Annotated in this window: 15 protein-coding genes; 7 read left to right on the forward strand and 8 right to left on the reverse strand. The window is 67.2% G+C overall.

Features of this window, described 5'->3' with window-relative positions:
- Positions 1-41: 41 nt before the first annotated feature.
- The 4 genes from BBA01S_RS36955 to BBA01S_RS36970 form a co-directional block, all read right to left on the reverse strand.
- Positions 42-1,145 carry a porin gene (locus BBA01S_RS36955; RefSeq protein WP_042298508.1) on the reverse strand — a complete coding sequence of 368 codons (1,104 nt, stop codon included), beginning with the start codon at positions 1,143-1,145 and terminating at the stop codon, positions 42-44.
- Between the two features lie 110 nt (positions 1,146-1,255).
- Entirely contained in the window at positions 1,256-2,599 is a 1,344-nt protein-coding gene (locus BBA01S_RS36960) for an MFS transporter (protein WP_027820802.1), read from the reverse strand.
- Positions 2,600-2,740: 141 nt separating this feature from the next.
- Positions 2,741-3,100 (reverse strand): protocatechuate 3,4-dioxygenase, encoded by a 360-nt coding sequence (locus tag BBA01S_RS36965; protein WP_027820803.1) that lies wholly within the window; start codon positions 3,098-3,100, stop codon positions 2,741-2,743.
- Complete coding sequence (locus tag BBA01S_RS36970; protein WP_027820804.1) at positions 3,097-3,957, reverse strand: gallate dioxygenase; 861 nt, start codon at positions 3,955-3,957, stop codon at positions 3,097-3,099. Before BBA01S_RS36970 ends, BBA01S_RS36965 begins: the two co-directional genes overlap by 4 nt.
- Before the next feature lie 329 nt (positions 3,958-4,286).
- Between BBA01S_RS36970 and BBA01S_RS36975 the strand changes: the two genes are divergently transcribed.
- Together BBA01S_RS36975 and BBA01S_RS36980 are read left to right on the forward strand one after the other, a co-directional pair.
- Positions 4,287-4,994, forward strand: coding sequence for a GntR family transcriptional regulator (locus tag BBA01S_RS36975; RefSeq protein WP_027820805.1), 708 nt, complete (start codon positions 4,287-4,289; stop codon positions 4,992-4,994).
- Positions 4,991-6,262: a LysR family transcriptional regulator gene (locus BBA01S_RS36980; RefSeq protein ID WP_027820806.1), complete on the forward strand. Its 1,272-nt coding sequence runs from the start codon at positions 4,991-4,993 to the stop codon at positions 6,260-6,262. Before BBA01S_RS36975 ends, BBA01S_RS36980 begins: the two co-directional genes overlap by 4 nt.
- A 65-nt stretch (positions 6,263-6,327) precedes the next feature.
- On the opposite strand, the gene BBA01S_RS36985 is transcribed toward BBA01S_RS36980, so the two are convergent.
- The 3 genes from BBA01S_RS36985 to BBA01S_RS36995 are packed head-to-tail and all read right to left on the reverse strand — an operon-like array spanning position 6,328 to position 8,934.
- On the reverse strand, positions 6,328-7,473 hold the full coding sequence (locus BBA01S_RS36985; RefSeq protein WP_281177037.1) for a 4-oxalomesaconate tautomerase: 1,146 nt from the start codon (positions 7,471-7,473) through the stop codon (positions 6,328-6,330).
- A gap of 16 nt (positions 7,474-7,489) precedes the next feature.
- Positions 7,490-8,185: a 4-carboxy-4-hydroxy-2-oxoadipate aldolase/oxaloacetate decarboxylase gene (locus BBA01S_RS36990; RefSeq protein ID WP_027820808.1), complete on the reverse strand. Its 696-nt coding sequence runs from the start codon at positions 8,183-8,185 to the stop codon at positions 7,490-7,492.
- The gene (locus BBA01S_RS36995; RefSeq protein WP_156966236.1) at positions 8,182-8,934 is read right to left on the reverse strand and encodes a PIG-L deacetylase family protein; all 753 of its coding nucleotides are present in this window, start codon (positions 8,932-8,934) and stop codon (positions 8,182-8,184) included. Before BBA01S_RS36995 ends, BBA01S_RS36990 begins: the two co-directional genes overlap by 4 nt.
- Before the next feature lie 609 nt (positions 8,935-9,543).
- Here BBA01S_RS36995 and BBA01S_RS37000 point away from each other — a divergent pair.
- A complete protein-coding gene (locus BBA01S_RS37000) occupies positions 9,544-11,703 on the forward strand; it encodes a TonB-dependent receptor (RefSeq protein WP_156966239.1) in 2,160 nt (719 codons plus the stop codon).
- A 74-nt stretch (positions 11,704-11,777) separates the two neighbouring features.
- Here the strand turns inward: BBA01S_RS37000 and BBA01S_RS37005 are convergent, their stop codons facing one another.
- Positions 11,778-12,446: an O-methyltransferase gene (locus BBA01S_RS37005; protein ID WP_027820811.1), complete on the reverse strand. Its 669-nt coding sequence runs from the start codon at positions 12,444-12,446 to the stop codon at positions 11,778-11,780.
- A 556-nt stretch (positions 12,447-13,002) separates the two neighbouring features.
- Here BBA01S_RS37005 and bcsB point away from each other — a divergent pair.
- From bcsB to bcsE, 4 genes are all read left to right on the forward strand, one after another.
- Positions 13,003-15,471 (forward strand): cellulose biosynthesis cyclic di-GMP-binding regulatory protein BcsB, encoded by a 2,469-nt coding sequence (gene bcsB / locus BBA01S_RS37010; RefSeq protein WP_027820812.1) that lies wholly within the window; start codon positions 13,003-13,005, stop codon positions 15,469-15,471.
- Between the two features lie 2 nt (positions 15,472-15,473).
- Positions 15,474-16,823, forward strand: a complete 1,350-nt coding sequence (gene bcsZ / locus BBA01S_RS44525; protein WP_084162775.1) for a cellulose synthase complex periplasmic endoglucanase BcsZ — start codon at positions 15,474-15,476, stop codon at positions 16,821-16,823.
- The gene (locus tag BBA01S_RS37020; protein ID WP_245641710.1) at positions 16,793-20,845 is read left to right on the forward strand and encodes a cellulose synthase subunit BcsC-related outer membrane protein; all 4,053 of its coding nucleotides are present in this window, start codon (positions 16,793-16,795) and stop codon (positions 20,843-20,845) included. The genes bcsZ and BBA01S_RS37020 overlap by 31 nt, the downstream gene beginning before the upstream one ends.
- A 109-nt stretch (positions 20,846-20,954) precedes the next feature.
- The coding region (gene bcsE, locus BBA01S_RS44530; protein ID WP_167336084.1) for a cellulose biosynthesis protein BcsE at positions 20,955-22,784 on the forward strand (1,830 nt) is incomplete at its 3' end.

A 22,784-nucleotide genomic window follows, 5' to 3' on the forward strand; every position in this document is an offset into this window, starting at 1 on the left:
ACGCGCGCCGCGTCCAGAGGGCAGAACAAAGGGAAGAACAATCAGAACTTCGTATGCAGGCCCACACGCGCGACCGCCTGGGTCTGGCCGCTCGATGCGCCATCCGAGCTGTTCATGCCGTTGATCTGCGCATTGCCGCCCGCACTCGCGCGCTGATACACGCCCAGCACGTACACGCTGGTGCGCTTGGACAGCGCGTAATCGACGATGGCCGCCACCTGATGCGCGTGGTTGTTATCGACGACGTCGTTGCCTTTCATGTACATATACGACGCGCCCGCGCTCAAGGCCGGCGTGAAGTAGTAGTGCGCGCCCACCGACCCTTCGTACACGGAACCGCCGTTATACGAGTTATGCACCGTCGTGAACAGCGCATTGGTGATCCAGCCGCCAAACTTGTAATGCGCGCCGATACCCCAGTTGCGCACGCTCACGTCGCCTTCGCCGGTCACGACGTACTTGAGGTTCGTATAAGCCGCATTGACGCCGAAGTTCTCGTGCGCGTAGTTGAGCGCGAAGCTCGACCCATTGCCCGTGCCGATCGACCCCGCCACGTTGCCGAAGCTATACATCGCGCCCGCGCTGAAGCCGCCGAACGTGGGCGACACGTACTTGACCGAGTTGTTGACCGTTTCGCCGGCCATGCGATCCCAGTCGAACGCGCCAGTCGCGTTGCTCGGCAGCGCGAGCTTGTCGAACGGGCCCGCGCGGAAGTCGTAGAAGTGGCCCGAGAGTTCCGCCGGATCGTCGCCCGCAAAGTAGAGCGAGTCCGTCATGAAGTCGTACTGGTTACCGAGCGAGAGCTTGCCGTACACGGGGTTGCTCAGGCCCACGATCGACGTGCGGCTAAAGAGGCTCTTGTTCGGCATGAAGCTGCCGTTATCGACCTGAAACTGGTTGACCAGTTGAAAGAACGCCTTGCTGCCGCCGCCCAGGTCTTCGGTGCCAGTCAAGCCCCAGAGGTTCGGGCCGTTCACGCCGTCGTCCATCTTCACGTTGCTATGGCCGCCCTGGTTGCTCACGTAAGTGATGCCCGTATCCATCATCCCGTAGAGCGTCACGCTGCTCTGTGCGAACGCCGGGCCCGCGCCGATCACCCCAGCCAGCGCCACCATGATTTTTTTGTACTGCTTACTTTTCGTCATTCTCCAAGTCTCCTGTTTACCACTATCAATCGTGTGTCGTTGGTATTTGTCGATTGTGTGAGGCGCGAGCGGCGTCGCGCCTCACCAGGCCATCGCGGCCTTGTGCACTATCACGCGTCGGCGACTGGCGCGGTGATGAAGCGCAGTGCGAGGCGGTTGAGCAGGATCGCGGCAGCCGCCACGAGGGCAGGCACGGCCAGCACCGAGAACACCGTCGAGAAGCTGAAGCCCAGCGACAGCAGCACGCCACCCACGAACGAGCCGAGAATGCCGCCCAGTCGCCCGAAGCCCAGCATCCAGCTCACGCCGGTGGCGCGTGCCCGGGTCGGGTAGCAGGTCGGCGCCAGCGCGTTGAGGCCCGTTTGCGCGCCGCTCATGAAGAAGCCCGCGCAAGCCACCAGCACGGTCAGCATGCCGGACTTGAGCGTGCCCATGCCCAGCGCGAAGATGAACACGCCGCCCAGCAGGTAGGCCGCGCCGATCACGGCGTTGCGGTCGAGTCGATCCATCGCGAAGCCCACGACGATGGCGCCCACGGTGCCACCCAGCTGGAACATGCCGGTGATCGCCGCCGCACGTTCGACAGGCAGGCCTGCGTCCTTGATGAGCGTCGGCAGCCAGCCGGTCAGCAGGTAGATAATCAGGAGTCCCATGAAGTAGGTGACCCACAGCATCAGCGTGCTCATGGCGTAGCCGTCGGCGAACAGCATGCGTACGGGCGCCTTCGCGGCGACGACCGGTTCCGGCGACGTAAAGCGCGCGTCGGCGCCGAAACGATGGCCGGTCACACGCGAGAGCGTGGCGGCAATGCGTTCGACGGAGAAGCGGCGCACCAGCAGGAAGCGCGCGGACTCCGGCAGCAGGCCCAGCAGCACCGGCACGAACAGGATCGGCAGCACGCCGCCGCAGACGAACACGCCGCGCCAGCCGAAGTGCGGGATCAGCGCCGCCGCAACAAAGCCGCCCGCGCCCGAGCCGAAGTTAAAGCCCGTGAACATGATGGTGAGCAGCAGCGAACGGCTTTTGGACGGCACGTATTCGGAGAGCAGCGTCGTCGAGTTCGGCATCGCCGCGCCCAGGCCCAGGCCCGTGAGAAAGCGCAGCGCGACGAGCTGGCCCGGCGTATTCGCGAACGCGCACAGCAGGCTGAAAAGACCGAAGCACGCCACCGAGCCAATCAGCACTTTCTTGCGGCCGATGCGGTCTGCCGACGGCCCCGCAACCAGCGCGCCGATCGCGAGTCCCACCATCGCCGCGCTCATCACCGGGCCGAAGGCCGCGCGCGCAATGCCCCATTCCTTCATGACGACAGGCGCGACGAAACCCATCACGGCCGTGTCCAGGCCGTCGAGCGTCACGATCAGAAAACAGAGTGCGAGGACGAGCCATTGATAGCCCGACATCCTGCGGGCGTCGATAAAGCCCTTGATATCCACTGCGTCAGCAGAGTTCATGCGTGTCTCCGAAGTTAATTTTTTCCCCGCTCCTGTGCTTCGTCGGCTTAGGAGTGTTGTATTGCGGACAGCTTATGAAACAGCGGGCGCGGTGTTTGGGGTGGCGCGCCCGCTGCGCAATTCAGGCCATCACGTCGGCGCTCAAACCGCGTCGGGCACCTGGCGCGTCTTCAGGAACGCTTCGAGCGTCTCGCCGCGCATGCAGGCGTACATGCCCAGGTTGGTGATCTTCACGACGCGCGCGAACTTCTCCAGCACGAAGAAGCACACGCCGTACTGCACGAGGCCGAGCCAGTCGGTGTTGTCGACCAGCGCGCGTTCCTCGGCCGTGAGCGCGGCGGCGTCGTAGGCGGCCGTGCGGTCGCCCAGCCACAACTCGCGCGCGGCGGGCGTGCGCATCATCCAGAAGAAGCGGTTCAGGCGCATCGCCTTGATGCTCTGGCGGATGTCGAACGGATAGGTGCCGGTGAGCGCCTCGACGCCTTCGAGTTGCGGATTCATTTCGCGAGCTCCCCTTCGTCCGGCAGGTTCTCGTAGACCGTCACGGCCATCGCCGTGCTGGTCGCGAGGTAGTAGTTGCGGTGCACTTCCTTGATCTTCGGCGCGAGCGCGCCGCGCATCGCGAGCCACATGATGGTTTCGACGCTTTCCGCACCGCCCAGGCGCACGTAGTCCACATGCTTCATCTTCGCGAGCCGCTCGGGGTCGTTCACGATGAGGTCGAGGAACTCCATGTCCCATTCGGTGTTGTTGAAGCCGCTGCGCTCGCCGTGCACCTGATGCGAGAGGCCGCCGGTGCCCACCACGACCACGTCCAGGTCTTCCTCGAACGATTCGATCGCGCGGCGCAGCGCCTGGCCGAGCCGGTAGCAGCGGTTCGCAGTCGGCAGCGGATATTGCAGCACGTTGACTTCGAACGGCACCAGCGCGGTGGGCCAGCCGCCGGCATGCGGCAGCATCAGCGAAAGCGGCGAGTTGCAGCCGTGGTCGAGCGGCTTGTCCTGGAAGATCGTCAGGTCGAACTCGTCGTTGACGAGCTGTTCGGCGATATGGATAGCCAGTTCGGGATGCCCGGCGATATCGGGCAGCGGACGCTTGCCCGCGCCTTCATCGGCGAATTCGTGCTGCGGCGACACGCCAAGCGCGAAGGTCGGATAGCAGTCGAAGAAGAAGCTGTTGGCGTGGTCGTTGTAGAACATCACCAGCACGTCGGGCTTGCGCTCGGCGAGCCATTGCGCCACGGGTTCGTACCCCTGAAAAAGCGGCGCCCACGCGGGTTCGTTCTGCTTGCCCTTGTCGTACGCCAGTCCGATCGTCGGCACGTGCGATGTACCGATGCCGCCCACAATCCTTGCCATGCTTGTCGCCCTCTTCCGATTACTGGGGAACGCACCGCCTTATCGCGATTAGCGCCCTCTTGGGATACGAAATTACAGAATCGCGCTTTGCGCCGGAAGTAAGGGTTAACCACGGTTTTTGCGTTTTGATCCGTGATAGACGGGACATCCGGCGTTTTCGCGCCCTTCGGCCTGCCGTGAAACCCGCGCGCCATAACGGTTTTTGGTATCCTGAATCAGGTCGTGCGCGATTCATCCCGCATGCATCCGGCAACCGGCCCATAAACGAAACAGATAGCAAAAGAACGAACTCGCAAGGCCGCCCACGCGCCGCCTGGCGGGACATCGACATGAACGAGACCACACAGCAAACCATCGTGCAGGCGCTGCGCGAGCGCATCCTTTCGGGCGAGCTCGCGCCGGGCCAGCGGCTCGTCGAAGCCCACCTCGCCGAACGCCTCGGCATCTCGCGCACGCCGCTGCGTTACGCATTGAGCGTGCTGGCGACCGAAGGGCTCGTCGAGCGTTCAGGCGCGCGCGGTTATATCGTGCGCCGTTTCAGCGTGACCGACGTGCTCAATGCCATCGACGTGCGCGGCGTGCTTGAAGGCCTGGCGGCGCGCAGCGTGGCCGAGCGCGGCGTGAGCCCCGCGCTCGCACGCGCCTTGCAGGACTGCCTGCGCGAAGGCGATGCGATTTTCGAGGCGGGCGCGGCGGCGCTTGGCGGCGAGGCGGAAGCGCATTACGCCGACATGAACGGCCGTTTTCACGCGCTGATCGTCGATGCTGCGCAAAACCACGCGGTTAGTGCAGCGCTGGGCCTGAACGACAAGATCCCGTTTGTATCGCCTGCAACGGTGGTATTCGACGATGCCGCGCGCCAGCAGCAATACATGATGCTCGCCTACGCACACCGCCAGCATCACGCCATCGTCGGCGCGCTGCTCAAGGGCGAAGGCGCGCGCGTGGAAGCGCTCATGAAAGAGCACACGCATATCTCGAAGGAGAGCCTGAACCTCTCGGTCGAGCATCTGCATCTGATCGCGGGGGCCGCATGAATCCCGCCGATCTGCTCAATCTCGCGCATCTGCGCGCGTTCCGCCTGGTCGCCGACACAGGCAGCGCAACGCGCGCCGCCGCCGCGCTCTATCGCGCACAATCGGCCGTCACGCGCTCGGTGCAGGAACTTGAAACCGCCATCGGCGAGCCGCTGTTCGAGCGCAAGCCTTCGGGCATGTTGCCGACCGCCGTGGGCCGCGTCGTGCTGGATCGTTGCGCGCGCATCTTTTCCGAACTCGAAGCGCTAGCGCAGTGGTGCGCCGCGCGCCAGACGCGCCGCCGCGCGCTCGCCGAAGGCGCGCTGCCCGCGTGGCTGCTCAATACGCGGCGGCTGCAACTGTTCGTGGCGCTGGCGCGCCATCGGCATATGCCGAGCACCGCGAGCGCGTTCGGCATCAGCCAGCCCGCGGTCAGCAGCGCGATGCGCGTGCTCGAAAGCGGCTCGGGCATCACGCTGTTTCACCGCAGCCCGCGCGGCGTCCAGCTGAGCGAAGAAGGCGAGACCTTCCTGCTGCACGTGCGTCGCGCGCTCAACGAACTGCGTCACGTGCCCGACGACATCGCCGCGCTGCACGGCAATATCCAGGGCGCGGTGACGGTGGGCGCGCTGCCGCTTGGCCGCACGCTGATCCTGCCTGCCGCCATCGCGCGGCTGAGCGCGCAGCATCCCGGCGTGCGCGTGGTCACGGACGAAAGCGCCTATGAATTGCTGGTGGCCGGGCTGCGTGCGGGCGACGTCGATTTCGTGCTGGGCGCGCTGCGCGAAAACGATGCGGCCAGCGGCCTCGCCAACGAGCGCCTGATGGCCGAAGACATGGTCGTGCTCGCGCGGCGCGGCCATCCGCTCGCGCAGAAAACCGGCCTGAACGTGGGCGACCTGCGCAACGCGCAATGGATCGTCTCGCGACTGCACTCACCCGCGCGCGGGCTGTTCGAGGCGCAGTTCAAGCGCCTCAAGCTCAAGCCGCCGATGCCGACAGTCGAGACTGCCGACCTTGCCGTGATTCGCGGCCTGCTGATGGGCTCGGACATGATCGCGGCGCTGTCGGCGCAGCAACTGCACTATGAGATCGCGGCGGGGGAACTGGTGGTGCTGGACGTGCCGCTGCACAACACGCGACGCGAGATCGGGCTGACGATGCGCGCCGATAGCGCGCCGTCGCCGGGCGCGCGCGCGTTGATCGACGCGATCCGGCTGGCAGTGGCGGAGGCGGCTCCGGCGGTGCGGGTGGTGGAAGGCCGTCTGGGCGGCCAGACGGCGCGCTGAAGATTCGGCTCACCGGCGCGCCATCATCGGCGCGCCGGCTGAGCCGTACGCGACAACCAGCGAAGTTATGGAGTCCAGACCGAAGGCGGAATCGCCACTACGCCGTCGAACAACCAGCGCGCGGTGCGCAGCAGGGCCGCGCCTGTGATTTCGGTTTCGCCATCGCGGCGAGCGAGCGTCAATCCGACGGTGAATTCGCCGGTCGGATGCTCGACGACGACGCGTTCTGTGTCGTCACCTTGCCCGTCGCCCTGCGCGCCTTCGGCAAGCACCGCAATCCCGTCGCAGACCGTGCCCGGCAACGCTGCCGCGCTCGCCACGCTCACCGCGCCCAGCACGCCAATCGACGCGTGACAGCGATGCGGGATAAAGCTGCGCGTGCTGATCGTGCCGCCGTCGCGCGGCGGCGCAATGAGGCACATCTTTGGCACGGTGCGCTCGCGCACGTCGCCCAGATTCATGCGCGGGCCAATGGCGAGGCGAATCGCTTCAATGCGCGCTTTCAGGTCTTCATCGGCGTCCAGTTGCTCGCGCGTCTCGTAGCCCGTGCGGCCCAGGTCCTGCGCGCGCATCAGCACGAGCGGCATGCCGTTGTCGATGCAGGTGACGTCGACGCCTTCCACCGTGTCCTTGAGCTTGCCGGTCGGCAGCAACGCGCCGCAGGTCGAGCCCGCAGTGTCGCGAAACGCCAGCGGGATCGCCGCCGCGGTGCCCGGCACGCCGTCGATGCGCGCATCGCCTTCGTACTGCACGATGCGGCCCGGCGTCGGCACGTTCGCGACCGCGATCTGCCCGGTGTTGACCATGTGGATCGCCACGGACGTCGCGCCGTCGAGCGCATCCACCAGGCCGCGCTCGATGGCGAATGGCCCTACGCCCGCCAGCAGGTTGCCGCAGTTCTGGCCGTAGTCGACGCGCGCCTCGTTCACCACGACCTGCGCGAACAGATAGTCGACTTCGGCGTCGTCGCGCGTCGCGGGCGAGACGATCGCCACCTTGCTCGTGAGCGGATCCGCGCCGCCGATGCCGTCGATCTGGCGCGGGTCGGGCGAACCCATCACCGCCAGCAGCACGCGGTCACGCAGCGCCGGATCGGCGGGCAGATCAGAGGCGAGAAAGTACGCGCCCTTGGACGTGCCGCCGCGCATCAGCATGCAGCGGATACGCGTCTGCGCGCGCGCTGACGTGTCGTGTAACGAAGTCGATACCACCGGCCAGCCCTCCCGCTCAGAGATCCGCAGCGGACTGCACGTAGCGCAGGCCTTTTTCCGCGAGGCGCTCGCGCATCGCGTAGTAGTCGAGGCCGAGCGTGCCGCCCGCCAGCACGGCGCGCGTCTTCTCTTCCTTGGCGACGCGCGCCTGGGTGGCTTCCACGACCTTCGGCACGCTCGCGAGCGGCACGACCACGATGCCGTCGTCGTCGGCGACGATCACGTCGCCCGGATTCACGATCTGCTGCGCGCACACCACCGGCACGTTGACCGAGCCCAGCGTCTCCTTCACGGTGCCCTGCGCCGACACTGCCTTCGACCACACCGGGAAGCTCATCTCCTTGAGCGTGCGCACGTCGCGGCAGCCCGCGTCGATGATGAGACCGAGCACGCCGCGCGCCTTCATCGAGGTCGCCAGCAGGTCGCCGAAATAGCCGTCCTCGCAAGGCGAGGTCGGCGCGGCCACGACGATATCGCCGGGACGGCACTGCTCGACGGCCACGTGCAGCATCCAGTTGTCGGACGGCGGCATCAGCACCGTAACCGCCGACCCGGCAATCGCCGCACCGGAGTAAATCGGGCGCATATAGGTGGCCAGCAGGCCCAGACGCGCCTGCGCCTCGTGCACGGTGGCGGAACCGGCGGCCTGGAGGATCGCCACGTCGCGCGCGTCGGCGCGCGCAATGTTCGTTACGACGACGCCGCGCTTCATGCCAGGTCTCCCACCACTGCCGGCGTCAGGCGCATATAGCCTTCGCCGTACTGAATGTCGCGCTTGGCCGTAATGCCGATGTTGCGCTTGGCCTGGACGCCGCGTTGCAGCGCGACGCGCGTGTAGTACTCCCACAGATGTTCCTGGCCGGCCATGCATTCGATGGCGCGGCGCTTGACGTCCCACACTTCGGTGATGTCGAGGAAGGTGTTCGGCACCCATTCGCACTGCTCGGTCTGGTGCGGCTCGAACGCGTAGACCGGCGGCGCGCCGACGATCTTCTGGCCCGGGTTGTGGCCTTCGGCCTGGGCGATGATGCGCGCTTCCTGCGCGACGTGCATCGCGAGCGGGTGGTCGAAGTTGTACGGGTCTTTTGCCGAATGGCTCAGCACGAACGCGGGCTGCACGTCGCGATAGACGTCCACGAGGCGCAGCAGCGCCTCGTCGGACACGCGCAGCGGGTAGTCGCCCAGGTCGAAGAAGTCGACTTCGGCGCCGAGGATCTCGGCGGCGGCGAGCGCTTCCTCGCGGCGCGCGGCCTTGACCTTATCGAGCGTCATGTCGGCGCCCTTGCGCCACAGCTTCGCGGACTCGCCGCGCTCGCCAAACGACAGGCAGACCACCTTCACGCGATAGCCGTTCTTCTTGTGCAGCGCGATCGCGCCACCTGCACGCCATACGAAATCCGCGCTATGCGCGCTCACCACGAGCATCGATTTTTCAGTCATTTCCGGTTCACCCAGCTTCATTGGAACGATGCCCCATTGTAGGTTTGGGCCTGGCGTGCGGCGTACCGAAACTGCCGCTCAAAGCCATCGAATCTGCTTATGTCGAGGGTTTACCGCAGGGTGCCGTCGCAGGCCGCAAGCGGGGTCGCAGCACAGCCAGAAGCCGCGTCCCGGTCACATGAAATGGCACACGCAACGAGATTTGCACGCGCGATCGTCAGCGTCCGCGAGGTCGAATCCGATGCAACCAGGTTCGCAGCGATTTGGCCCTTTCAATGATCCAGGCGAATCGTTGCGCCCGCAACGAATAACCACACCCCGAAAGTGTTGCGTAAACGCCGAAGACGGTCATTGACAGCTTGCGTACGAATGACAATCGTTCTCATTTGCATATACAATCCGCATACTTTTGAGAATACGCCTGCCGTGCATCGCCCCGATGCCCGCGCAATCCAAAAAACAATACGTCCGCCGTCGAGCCACCGGTCTCGCGATGCGGCTGCATGAGCATTCGCTTCGAACTTATTTATGTCTGTCACCCGTCGTCTTTCGCCGCGCCCTGATGCGGCCGCGCTGCACGCCTGCCCGACTCAACCTGCACACCCCGTCCTGCCCGCCAGCCGCCGCGCGATGCTCGCCGCGGTCGCCGTCGCGTTCGCGCTGCCCGCCGCCGCGTTCGCGCAGGCAAGCAGCGCAGCAGCGACCGACGGCACGGCCAGTACGGCCAATGCGGCCAACGCCACGCTGCCCACCGTGAAAGTGCAGGCCGCGAAGGAAGCCCTGCCGGGCGATCTCGCGCCGACCTTCGGCGGCGGCCAGGTGGCGCGCGGCGGCAACTTCGGCATGCTCGGCCAGCAGAAGAACATCGACGTGCCGTTCTCGATGACAACCTACACGGCCAAGGCGATCGCCGACAAGCAGGCGCGCACTATCGCCGACGTGCTGCAGAACGATCCGGCCGTGCGCACGGCCTACGGCTACGGCAACTTCCAGGAGGTCTATGTCATCCGCGGCTTCCAGCTCGACAGCGACGACGTCTCCCTCAACGGGCTCTACGGCATCACGCCGCGCCAGATGGTGGAGACGCCCGCCATCGAGCGCGTGGACGTCTTCAAGGGCGCGAGCGCGTTCCTGAACGGCGCGGCGCCGAGCGGCAGCTCGATAGGCGGCAGCGTGAACCTGCAGCTCAAGCGCGCGGACGACAAGCCGCTTACCGAAGTCACGCTCGAAGGCAGCGGCTCGGGCGAGTTCGGCACGCATATCGACGTGGGCCGCCGCTTTGGCGACCAGGATCAGTTCGGCATTCGCGTGAACCAGGCCAACCGCGACGGCGAAACCAGCATCGACGGCGAGCACCGCCGCAACAACCAGACCGCCGTGGCGCTCGACTGGCGCGGCGACAAGCTGCGCCTCGAAGGCGACCTGCTCTATCAGCACCAGCACACCAGCGATGGCCGCCCGGTCGTGTACGTGTCGGGCACGGAAATCCCGGCAGTGCCGTCGGCGACCTACAACTACGGCCAGACCTGGTCGTCGAGCCAGACCGAAGACACGGTCGGCCTGCTGCGCGCCGAGTACGACTTCGTGCCGGGCTGGACGGCCTATGTGGCGGGCGGCGTGCGCCATAGCACCGAGTCCGGCCAGTATTCGTCGCCGTACTACACGAATCCCGACCTGACCACGGCCACGCGCATGTACGTGCCGCGCAAGGAAGACGCAACGTCGGCGGAAGTGGGCGTGCGCGGCCACTTCAACACCGGCCCCGTCAGCCACTTCGTGACGGCGGGCGCGTCGATCGTGCGCGTGAACACGCAGTCGGCGTGGAACCTCTCGGGCAGCTACAACACCGATCTCTACAACACGCCGCAAGTGCCGTCGCCGGCTTCGAAGTACTACTCGCAGGGCCTCGACGGCAACCCGCCCACCACGGCGCTGAACCTGATGCGCAGCGTGGCCGCGTCGGACACGCTCGGCTTCTTCCACGACCGCGTGCTGTTCACGGTCGGCGTGCGTCACCAGGAGATCCTGTCGAACGCGTATTCGTCGTCGACGCTCGCGCAGACCGAGGCCTACAACGATTCGATCACGACGCCGCTGTTCGGCCTCGTCATCAAGCCGACCGAGAACCTTTCGTTCTATGCCAACCGCAGCGAATCGCTGTCGGCAGGCGACCAGGCGCCCAGCACCGCGAAGAACTATGGCGCGCTGCTCGCTCCGGCGCGCACCAAGCAGTATGAAGTGGGCGTGAAGTACGACACCGGCAAGTACGGCGCGCAACTGGCGCTGTACCAGCTCGAAAAGCCGCAGAGCTATACCAATAGCGCGGGTTACTTCGTGGCGGACGGCAACGAGCGCCATCGCGGCGTGGAAGCGTCGGTGTTCGGCGAGGTCTACAAGGGCGTGCGCGTGATCGCAGGCGCGACCTACATCAACGCGGTGCAGCTCGATACGGGTTCGACGGACGGCAACCATCCGATCGGCGTGCCGAGCTTCATGTTCAACCTGGGCGCGGAATACGATGTGCCCTGGGTTCAGGGCCTGACGTTCTCGGCGCGCTACACGCACACGGGGCCGCAATACCTGAACGCGACCAACACGCTGTCGATCAAGGCATGGGACACGGTCGATCTGGGCGCACGCTACAAGACCAACATCTTTGGCCGCGACACGACCTTCCGCGCCGACGTGCTCAACCTGACCAACAAGGCCTACTGGAGCTCGACGACCGGCGGCTATCTGACGATGGGCGCGCCGCGCACGGTGCTGTTCTCGATGACGACGGACTTCTGAGCGCGCGTCTCGCGCCCACTCAGGTCTAAACCTCAGGTCGAAACGCCGGTGCTGCATGCAGCACCGGCGTTTTTTTATGCGCCCACTATCGTGATCGCGAAGCCGTCCCAGCCCTTGCTGCCCACGGTCTGCACCGCCGTCGTATCGAGCCGCGCATCGCCGGTCACGCGTTCGAAATACTCGCGCAGGCCGACCACGTCGGCGTCTCGATCGGATGCGTCGGCGATGCGGCCGCTGCGCACCACGTTGTCGGCGACGATCACGGTGCCCGGGCGCGCGAGCTTCAGCACGCGCTCAAGGTACTGCGGATTGCTTTGCTTGTCCGCATCGATAAAGACGAAGTCGAACGGCGCCGCGCCATCGCGCAGCATCGCATCGAGCGAGTCTAGCGCGAGGCCGGTCACGACCGTGACCTTGTCGCCCAGGCCCGCGCGCGCGATATTGGCGCGCGCCACGGCGGCGTTGTCGGGATTGAATTCGAGCGAGACGAGCACGCCGTCGCCCGGCAGCGCCCGCGCCAGCCAGATCGCGCTGTAGCCGCCCAGCGTGCCGATCTCCAGGATGCGCCGCGCGCCCTGGATGCGCGCGAGCAGATGCAGGAACTTGCCCTGATTGGGCGCGACGTTGATGGCGCGCAGGCCCGCTTTCGCGCTTGCCGCCAGCGCGCCGTCAAGCGCTTCGTCCGCGCCGATCAATCGCTCCGAGAACCAGTCGTCCACTGCCTGCCAGGTCTGTTCGTTCATTGCACTGCTCCGCGAGGGGGGAAGCGGCAAGCTTAACGCGCACGCGCTGGCGCACGCAGTTCGCCGCCCGCTAATTCCACTCGCCCCACTCGATTGCTTCGGATATCAAATTAATAAAAAGAGCAATGCGCCTTATGGTTCGCTTACATGTCGGCTTATCGACATCACTTGCTAAATTCCATTCAGTATGCATAGCAGACTATGCATTAGCGTTCGCAAACATTGATCACACAAAGGCCATAAAGCCCATTCTGGAAAACGCCGACACACCCCGCGCTCAGGCTTGCCAGCTAAAGCGTTGCGCGGATACGACTACCTAAGTCCCTGACAACACAACGGACTTCCCGGCTCTAACTTTTCTTAACAATGCAATGTAAATAAACGGTGAGCAATCATCTGCCGTAATTGATAAGAGTCATATAAACTCCGACGAACTCCGAACGTTGGCGCAATCCCGATCAGGGCGGGAAAGCGGAATCGCCAATATCACCCGACGACGGCTGGCTGTGCACAATTCTGGGACAGCCGTCGCGATAAGACAAAGGGCCCGTTTGCGATGCGAGTTTCCGTTCAAGTCCGCCTTGGCGCACTGGCCGCCGGGCTGCTGCTGGCGTCCAGCCTTCCCGCAGCCGACAAGCTGGCCTCCACGCCAGCCGGTAAAACACCCTCTAACGCAACACCAGGCACGGCAACTGCTACGGCGGCTTCCGCTGCCGTCGCCGCACCGGCGTCCGGGCCGGATATCGGCATCGGGCTGACGGGCGGCGTGGCCGGCAGTGTGGCGAATACGCCAGGCGGCAGCGGCCCCGCCGTGATCCAGACCGCGCCCGGCAAGATCGCCATGCCGATCGACGCCACGGCCCCGCCCATTCCGGCCGGGCCGCCGCGCACGCACGTGTTTTCGCTGCGCCAGATGGGCAGCTACGGCCCGATGGAACTGCGCGGGCTCGATCCGACCGGCTACCTGAACGTCGACGTGCGCAACGACGAAGTCGTCAACAGCGCGAAGCTGCGCCTCGTGTACACGTACTCGCCGTCGCTCATCTACGCGCTCTCGCACCTGCGCGTGATGGTCAACGGCGAAGTCGTCGCGACGATTCCGCTCGTGAAGGAAACCGCCGGTCAGCTCGTGACGAGCGAGATCAATCTCGATCCGCGCCTCTTCACGGACTTCAACCGCATCAGCGTGCAGATGATCGCGCACTACACGCTCGACCATTGCGAAGACCCGTATCACTCGGCGCTGTGGGCGGACGTTGCGCCCGAAACCACCCTCACGCTGAACACGACCGGCATCACGCTGCCCAACAGCCTCGCGCTGCTTCCGCTGCCTTTCTTCGACAAACACGACAACACGCTGCTGCGCGTGCCGTTCGTGCTCGCCGCCAACGCGGGCGTGCCGGCGCTGCATGCGGCGGGCGTGGTGTCGTCGTGGCTCGGTGCGCTTGCCAGCTATCGCGGCGCGCGCTTCCCGGTGGTGCGCAGTGCGCCCACCGATGCCAACGCTGTCGTGCTTGCGCTGCCAGGCCAGGTGCCCGCCGGCCTCACGCTGCCCGAGATCAAGGGCCCGACGGTGACGGTGATGAACAACCCCGCCGCCGATCCCCAGTCGGGCCGCAAGCTGCTGGTGCTCGCGGGGCGCACGCCGGAGGAACTGGAGAAGGCGGCCGACGCGCTCGTGCTCGGCCAGGCCGGCATGTCGGGCGACAGCGTGGTCGTGCAGTCGGTCGACCTGGGCCCGGCGCGCAAGCCCTACGACGCGCCCAACTGGGTGCCGACCGACCGCCCCGTGCTGCTGCGCGAGCTGGTGAGCGACCCGCAGCAGTTGCAGGTCTCGGGCTACAACCCGCCGCCGATCCGCGTGAACATGCGCGTGCCCGCCGACCTCTACGCGTGGTCGCGCAGCAACGTGCCGCTCGATATCCGCTATCGCTACACGGCGCCGTCGACGTGGAACGACTCGATTCTCAACGTGAGCATCAACGATCAGCTGGTGCGCTCGCAGCGCCTCAAGCCGGTCACGCGCTCGACCGACGAAGCGCGCATCAACGTGCCGCTGCTGTCGGGCGCCGATGCGCGCGCGTCGAGCAACATCGAGATCCCGGCCTTCCGCGTCGGCTCGAACAACCAGTTCCAGTTCCAGTTCCACATCGATTCGCAGAAGACCGGCCTGTGTACGTCGACGGCCACCGACGTGGCGCGCGCCGCCATCGATCCCGATTCGGTGGTCGACTTCAGCGACTTCGCGCACTACACGGCGATGCCGAACCTCGCGTACTTCGCCAACAGCGGCTATCCGTTCACGCGCATGGCCGACCTCGCGGAAACCGCCGTCGTGATTCCCGATGCGCCCAACGCGCAGGACCAGGAAGCCGTGCTGACCATGCTCGGCCACATGGGCGAGTGGACGGGCCTGCCCGCGCTGCGCGTGAAGATCGTGCCCGCCAGCCAGGTCGATAGCGTGAGCGGCAACGACCTGCTCGTGATCGGCTCGGGTTCGGGGGCGAACCTGCTCGCCAAATGGGGCAAGGATTTGCCGCTGCTGATCGAGCAGGGCAAGACCGCCGTGACCACGCGCGACCAGCGCAGCGGCTGGCCGGGCTGGCTCGGCGGCACCGAGGACATGGACGATTCGACGCCCGCCGGACGCTCGATCGTGACGCTGGGCGGGCCGATTTCGGCGCTGATCGGCTTCGAGTCGCCGCTTGCTTCGGGACGCAGCGTGGTGGCGCTCGCCACGACGTCGTCGGCGCAACTGGGCGATGTGCTCGACGCGATGTCCGACAGCGGCAAGATAGCAGCGATGCACGGCGACCTGAGCCTCGTGCGCAACAACGACGTCGAAGGCCTGCGCGTAGGCGATCGCTACTTCGTGGGCGACCTGCCGTGGTATGCGCGCATCTGGGTGCATGTCTCGCGCTTCCCGTCGCTGATGGCGCTGGCGGGCATTCTCGCGGGCCTGATCGTCGCGCTTACGGTGTTCTGGGCGCTGGGCCGCATGGCCGCTCGCCGCACCGGAGACTGACGATGCAGCCGGGATCGTCCCGACTCGCGCGCTGGCTCGCGACCGGCGCCTGCGCGCTCGCGCCGCTGGCGCCGCTCGTGGGCGTGGGCGCAGCGCAGGCTGCCACGCCTGCTCCTGCGGCAACACCTGCCGCCGGGGCGAGCGCAAGCGTGAGTGCGAGCACGTGCGCGTGGGCCGACTGGAGCGCGTTCAAGCGCGACCTGCTGTCCGCCGACGGGCGCGTGATCGACGGCAGCACGCCGCGCCAGATCACCGTGTCCGAGGGCCAGTCGTATGCGCTTTTCTTCGCGCTCGTCGCGAACGACCGCGCGGCCTTCGACAAGATCCTGCAATGGACTGAGAACAATCTCGCCCAGGGCGACCTCACGGCGCATCTGCCGGCCTGGATCTGGGGACGTACGGATATCGACGAGAAAGGCGCGCCGGTTGCGGCGTCGGTTGCGGCTTCGGGTGCTGCGGCGGCTTCGGGTGCGTCAGCGGCCAGCGCCGTGCCCTCGTCGAAAGGCACGTGGGGCGTGATCGATGCCAACTCCGCCAGCGACGCCGATCTCTGGATCGCCTACACGCTGCTCGAAGCGGGCCGCCTCTGGAACGAACGCCGATACACGGCGCTTGGCACCGTGATGGCGCGCAACATCGTGCGCAGCGAAACGGCCACGCTGCCGGGCCTGGGCCGCACGGTGCTGCCTGGGCCGCAAGGCTTCAAGCTCGACAAGGATAGCTGGCGCCTGAACCCGAGCTACGTGCCGCTCCAGGTGATGCGCCGCTTCGCGCTCGCGCTGCCCGATTCGAGCGAATGGAAGGCGATGCTCGACAGCTCGGCGAAGCTCGTCAACGACACCGCGCCGCACGGCTTTTCACCGGACTGGGTCGTCTATCGCGGCAAGGACGGCGCGAAGAACGGCGGCAAGAACGGCTTTGGCCCCGACGCGCCCACGCACGCCGAAAGCGCCTACAACGCGATCCGCGTCTATCTGTGGGCGGGCATGCTGGCCTTCGACGATCCGCTGCGCAGCCAGACGCTCGCGACCTTTTCGCCGCTTTCCGCGTTCGTGCAGGCGCACGGCTATCCGCCCGAGCGCGTCGACACACAGACCGGCACGCCCGGCCCGAGCGAAGGCAACGGCGGGTTTTCGGCGGCGCTCGCGCCGTACCTGTCGGCGCTCGGTCGCACCGATCTCGCCGATGCCCAGGTCCTGCGCAGCCGCACGCTCGCTCAACAGTCGCCGCCCGGCTACTACAGCAGCGTGCTGATGCTGTTCGGCCTCGGCTATCTGCAAGGCCTTTACCACTTCGACGCGCAAGGCCGCGTCGCGCCCGCATGGACGACCCGATGCCCGGCACCGCGCTGATCGCCCTCGCCATTGCCCGCGCGCCGCAGCGCGCTTCCCGGCGCCCGCGCGCCACGCCGCGCTTTTCACCTCGCGTGTCGTCGCTGCTCGCGCTGCTGATCGCGGCGTCGCCGTTCGTTGCGCGCGCACAGAATGCGCAGAACGCCGCGAACGCGCCGCAGCCCGCGACCTATGCCGCCGCACCGTCGGCGCAGGCCGCGCAACTGCTTTCGGCAGCGCGCATGTGGATGGCGAAGAACCGCCCCGATGTCGCGCAGAGCCTCGTGAAAAAGGCGCTGCTGTTCGATCCGCAGCAGCCTGACGTGCTCGCGCTCCAGGGCGAAGTCGCGCTGCGCATGAACCAGCCCGCCGATGCCGCGAAGGTGCTGGTGCAATTGAAGAAAATCGCGCCCAACGCGCCCGCGACCCTGGAACTGGCCGACGCCTACCGGATCGCGACCACCGACAAGAACGAGCTGGCGGAGATCCGCCTGCTGGCCAACTCGGGCAAATCCGACGAAGCCGCCGCACGCATGAAGAAGCTGTTCCCGAACGGCGCGCCGCAAGGCGCGCTGGCGCGCGACTACTACCGCATCATGGCGGGCACTGCCGCGGGCCGCCCGCAGGTCATCGACGAATTGCGCGCGCGGCTCAAGCGCAATCCCGGCGACAGCGCGAGCGCGCTCACGCTCGGCGACCTGCTGACCGACCGCGCCAGCACGCGCATGGAAGGGCTGAACCTGATCTACGGCGTCTACCAGCGCCAGGACAGCAACCGCGCCGACGCGCTCGAACGCTGGCGGCGCGCGCTCGCGAGCGCCGGCCGCGACGATCCGGCCTATTACGTCTGGTATCAGCGCTATCTCCAGGAAGTGCCCGACGATGCCGACACGCAGCAGACCGTCGCCGATCTCGCGAAGAAGCTCGGGCCGAAGGGCGTGGCGCAGGCCAACGCAGCGGCGGCGAGCGGCAAGCCTTATATCGTCGCCTCGGCTGGCAACAGTGGCGGCAACGGCGGCGGCAGCGCGGCCCCACGCCCGGCGGGCCCCGGCTCGGCGGCGCGCAATCGCGGCCTCGCGCAACTCCAGCGCGGCGACCTCAAGGATGCCGAAACATCGCTGGAGACGGCGCAGCGCGCCAACCCCAACGACGGCGAGACGCTTGGCGCACTCGGCCTCGTACGCATGCGCGAAGGACGCCAGGACGAGGCGCGCGAGCTGTTCGCGCGCGCGCTCAAGCTCGACCCGGACAACGCCGGCAAGTGGCGCAGCCTCGAAAAGACGGCCGACATCTGGGGCACCATTGGCCGCGCCCGCACCGCCAACGCACAGGGCAAGCCGCAAGAAGGCGAAGCGCTCGCGCGCCAGGCGCTCAAGCTCGATCCGGGCAACAGCGACGCCACGCGCATCCTCGCCGATTCGCTGATCGCGCAGAAGAAGTGGAGCGAGGCCGAAGCGCTGCTGCGCCCGCTCGTCGAGGCGAAGAAGCCCGACATGGGCGCGCTGCGCAGTCTCGTGACGGTGCTGCGCGAGACGCATCGCGACAGCGAGATCGATCCGCTCATCACGGCCACCGCGCCGCGCCTCACGGGTTCGGACGCCGAACTCAAGCGTCTGCGCGCCGACCTGCTGTCGATCCAGGCCGATCAGCTGCTCGCCGAAAATCACAAGAGCCCGGCCATCGCCAAGCTCGAAGAAGCCGTACGCCTCACGCCCGACGACGCCTGGACGCGCTTCACGCTCGCGCGCCAGTATCGCGACCTGGGCCTGCCCGCGCTGGGCCGCCAGGTGATGGAGGACGGCCTGAAGGTCTCGCAGGCGCCCGACATGCGTTATGCGACCGCGCTGTACCTGAATTCGGTCGACGACGTCGATGGCGCGGCGGCGCAGCTCGACGCGATTCCCGTCGCGCAGCGCAGCGACGGCATGCGCGAGCTGATCGGCAATCTCAAGGCGCAAAAGCTGCTCGTGCAGGCCCGCCAGCTTATCGCGCAAGGCAAGGACGACGAGGCGCGCGCCATGCTCGATGCGGCAGCGGCCAGCGCCACGGCGGCCAACGATCCGCAGATGCTCGCCTCGGTGGGGCGCGAGTGGATCGCCCTCGGCGAACCCGACAAGGGGCTGAAGCTGGTGCAGGACTGGCTCGCGGCGCACCCGAGCGACGAAGCCGCGAACGGCGTGCGCGTGCGCTACGGCGAGCTGCTGGGCGCGGCCAATCGCGACGACGAGTGGGCGAAGTGGATCGACACGACGCGCGCGCAGCCCGGCCTCACCGACGAACAGCGCGCGAGTCTCGACGATCAGGAACTGCGCCTGGCGGTGCGCGCGACCGATCGCCAGATCGCCGCGGGCGACCTGCGCGACGCGCAGCGCACGCTCGACGCCGTGCCGGAGCGTCTCAAGTCGAACCGCCGCTGGCTGCTGGAGCAAGCCGACCTGCTGGAAGCGCGCGGCGACTACAAGGGCGCGGTGGCGTCGGCGCAAAAGGTGCTGGCGACGAATCCCAGCGATCCCGATGCGCGCCTGACCATCGCGCGCCAGTACGAGCGCATGGGCCGCAACGCCCAGGCCGCGCAGCTGGTGCGCGACGTGCTGGCCGACACGCCCGAGGACGACGTGGACACGCGCCTGGCCGTCGCGCGGCGCTTCACGGCGCAAGGGCTCAATCAGGACGCGCAGGACGTGGTCGATCCGCTGCGCGCGCGCTATCCCGACCGCTCCGACATCACGACGCAGGCCGGGCGCGTGGCGCAGTCGCGCGGCGACTACGACGAAGCCGCCAGCCTCTATCGCACCTCGCAGACGCAGGAGCAGGCCGAAGGCGAGCAGCCTGACCCGAGCGACGGGCTCACTTCGGCGGCGCGCGCGCTGCAAGGGCTGGAAGATCGCAAACAAGGGCAGATCGCCACCGAGTGGTATCAGTCGAATCTCTCGGGCGACTCCGGCATTTCGGAGCTGCACGCGACCGAAGTCCCGCTCTACGTGCGCATTCCGGACGGCTACACGGGCCATTACTTCTTCCACGCCGACACGGTCTACCTGAACGCCGGCACGCTGCCCGCCAACGATCTGCAGGCCGCGTACCAGTACGGCAAGATCGCGGCGCTCGGCAACACGGGGCTCAGTCCGTCGAACCAGACGGCGACGGGCGTGGCGCTCGCGGCCGGCTACGAGTACAACCGCGCGAACACCAACTGGCGCGCCGATATCGGCAGCACGCCAATCGGCTTCCCGATCACGAGCGTGCTGGGCGGCCTGCTGTATCGCTACGACTTCCCGCACGCCTCGCTGTCGGTCGACGTGTCGCGCCGGGCCATGACGAGCAGCCTCGTGTCCTACGCAGGCGGGCGCGACCCGGTGACGGGCGAGACCTGGGGCGGCGTGGTGCGCAACAGCGTGACCGTGCGCGGCGCGCAGGACTTCGGGCCGGGCACCCTGTTCACAAGCGTCGGCTACGGTCTGCTGACCGGCTCGAACGTGCAGACCAACCAGGAACTGCGCGTGCGCAGCGGCTATGGCCTCACGGTGTGGCAGCGGCCCGACCAGACGGTGTCGAGCGGCCTCACGATCAACTTCTGGAAGTACTCGAAGAACGAGCACTTCTATACCTTCGGCAACGGCGGTTACTACAGCCCGCAGAGCTATCTGTCGTTCGGCATTCCGCTCGACTGGACGGGGCGCTACAACAAGCTCTCGTGGGAAATCGACGGCTCGGTCGGCGTGTCGTTCACAAACGAAGACCGCTCGGCGTACTTCCCCACCAACGCCGCGCTGCAATCGGAAGCCGCCACCTACATGGCCGCCAACGGGCTGGGCTCGCCGTATTTCGGCGGCGGCTCGGGCGGCGGCTTCAGCTATGCGGTGGAAGCCGCGCTCGAATACCGCGTGACGCCGCACTTCACGGTGGGCGGACGTTTCCGGCTCGACCGCTCGCGCGATTACGCGCCGAACGTCGGCCTGCTGTATCTGCGCTACTTCTTCTCGCCGCAGCATGGCCCGGTGCCGTACCCGCCGACGCCGGTCAGGCCATACTCGGAATATTGAGGCATCGTATGAAGACTTCGATGGACAGGGCGCTGCCGTATTTCGCCGATCCGCTCGCCTTTGCAGACGGGCCGTGGGCGGTGCCGACGGCCGCGCCGGGAGCGACACGATGAACCAGTCCGCCCGCAATAAGACAACTGACGCCACCAACGCCGCCCAGCCCGGCGCCGAACCGCGCGCCTCGCTGCTCGCGCGTCTTTCGCAGCGCGAGCCGCTTGCGATCGACGGCCTGCCGCCCGCGCTGGCCGCGCTCGGCTCGGGCCAGGTGCATATCGTCTACGCCAGCGCGTCGCCCGCACGCGACGCGCTGTTCTGGGAAACCGCCGCCGCCGCGCTCGAAGGCCCGGCCACGGTGCTGTCCACGCGCGACACCGCGAGCATCGCCGCGACGCTGCGCGAACACGGCGTCGACGTCGACCGGCGCGACGCCACCCATCACTGGGCCAACGTCTGCTCGCTTACGCCGCTCGACGGGCGTGACGGCGCGCAGGTGCTGATCGAGGCGCTCGACGCGATCGCCAACCAGTGCGCCGCACCCGCGAGCCAGTTCTATATCGAAGGCGCGGAAGCGTTTTTCGCCTGGCACGATGCGGCCACGCTGATGCGCCAGGGCGCGCAGCTCGCCAACTGGTGCGCGACGCACCGCTACGGCGTGCTGCTGGTCGCCGAGTTGCCGAACGCCGATGAGAACAACGTCCAGCCCGCGCTCGCCGCCTTCCAGGCGCGCTTCGCGGGCGCGGCGCAACTGCTGCAGTCGCAGGGCCAGTTCCACTGGGAAGTGGCGTTCTGGCGCGCGGGTGAAAGCGTGCTGGGCAGCCAGTCGCTGCCGCTGCGCTTTTCGGCGGTCGATCATCGGCTGACGGTATCCGGCGGCACGTTCCAGCATTCGATCGGCGAAGCGGGCCTGCTCGCGCCCGACGAAGGCCGCGTGATCGTCTCGCGCGACGCCGTGCTCAACGAACGCGTGCTGCCGCCCGCGTGGCAGGTCGTCGACGATAACGAGGCAGCGCTCACCGCCGCGCGCACCGCCGTCGCCGCCACCGTGATTCTCGATTTCGGCGCGAGCCGCGACCTCGAAGCGCTCGCGGAGCACGTCCACACGCTGCGCCTGCAATGCGGCAACGCGCTCAAGATCATCGTGCGCGAAGACGGCGTGGCGATGCGCTACGAGTCGCTGATGCTCAACCTCGGCGCGAACCGCGTGATCGCGCGCAATACGACGCTCTCGCAGTGCGAAGCCATCGTCGAGAGCCTGCAAGGCCAGGTGTTCTCGCGCCCCATGCCCGCCGACTATCGCCAGGCGCTGGCCGCCGTGATGCACGGCGAGGAAAGCGGCTACGTGAGCGCGACGCACTTCGTCGAGCTCGTGCGCGCCGCCGTCGAGCGCAGCCGCGTGATCCAGCTGCCGAACGTGCTGATCCGTCTCGCGCTGATGCCCGAAGTCGCGCACGTCGATGCGCTCAAGGCGTGCCATCAGCGCCGGGCGGGCGACATCATGACCGCGGCGGGCGACAGCCTCTACGTGTTCTTCTTTGCGTGCCGCCTGGGCGACGCCGATGCGGTCTGCCAGCGCGTGTTCCAGCGCCCGCTCGCCGAGCTGTTCCAGGGCGAGCAGCGCTGCGGCGACGCCAAGTCGATCGGCGCGCTGCTGGAGACGCTCACCGATGAGATCGACGCGCAGACGCCGCCCGACTACTCGGGCTGGCTCGCGCTCAATGCGCCGCCCGATGCAACGGGCGCAACGGGCGCAACGGGTGCACCCGCGCAGACGCACGCGCCCGCCGCGCCCGCTCCTGTCGAAGCCGAACAACCGGGTGCGCCTGAAGTCCCCGTCTACATCGCGCCGCGCGAAGTCTCGCCAGCCGACGCTGCGGCCGCCGCCGCGAACACGCCGCTGCCGAGGCTCTCGCCGCTGCCCGGCCTGCCCGTGCTCTCCGAC

The sequence above is a fragment of the Paraburkholderia bannensis NBRC 103871 genome (genome assembly GCF_000685015.1).
GTDB classification, from domain to species: Bacteria; Pseudomonadota; Gammaproteobacteria; order Burkholderiales; family Burkholderiaceae; genus Paraburkholderia; species Paraburkholderia bannensis.

Coding starts and splice junctions, on each gene's coding strand:
- BBA01S_RS36990 (WP_027820808.1), bottom strand. CDS start 8,185: ATGAAGCGCGGCGTCGTCGTAACGAACATTGCGCGCGCCGACGCGCGC.
- BBA01S_RS36960 (WP_027820802.1), bottom strand. CDS start 2,599: ATGAACTCTGCTGACGCAGTGGATATCAAGGGCTTTATCGACGCCCGC.
- BBA01S_RS37020 (WP_245641710.1), top strand. CDS start 16,793: ATGGACGACCCGATGCCCGGCACCGCGCTGATCGCCCTCGCCATTGCC.
- BBA01S_RS37000 (WP_156966239.1), top strand. CDS start 9,544: ATGCTCGCCGCGGTCGCCGTCGCGTTCGCGCTGCCCGCCGCCGCGTTC.
- BBA01S_RS36975 (WP_027820805.1), top strand. CDS start 4,287: ATGAACGAGACCACACAGCAAACCATCGTGCAGGCGCTGCGCGAGCGC.
- BBA01S_RS36965 (WP_027820803.1), bottom strand. CDS start 3,100: ATGAATCCGCAACTCGAAGGCGTCGAGGCGCTCACCGGCACCTATCCG.
- BBA01S_RS37005 (WP_027820811.1), bottom strand. CDS start 12,446: ATGAACGAACAGACCTGGCAGGCAGTGGACGACTGGTTCTCGGAGCGA.
- BBA01S_RS36970 (WP_027820804.1), bottom strand. CDS start 3,957: ATGGCAAGGATTGTGGGCGGCATCGGTACATCGCACGTGCCGACGATC.
- BBA01S_RS36995 (WP_156966236.1), bottom strand. CDS start 8,934: ATGAAGCTGGGTGAACCGGAAATGACTGAAAAATCGATGCTCGTGGTG.
- bcsZ (WP_084162775.1), top strand. CDS start 15,474: ATGCAGCCGGGATCGTCCCGACTCGCGCGCTGGCTCGCGACCGGCGCC.
- BBA01S_RS36980 (WP_027820806.1), top strand. CDS start 4,991: ATGAATCCCGCCGATCTGCTCAATCTCGCGCATCTGCGCGCGTTCCGC.
- BBA01S_RS36955 (WP_042298508.1), bottom strand. CDS start 1,145: ATGACGAAAAGTAAGCAGTACAAAAAAATCATGGTGGCGCTGGCTGGG.
- bcsB (WP_027820812.1), top strand. CDS start 13,003: ATGCGAGTTTCCGTTCAAGTCCGCCTTGGCGCACTGGCCGCCGGGCTG.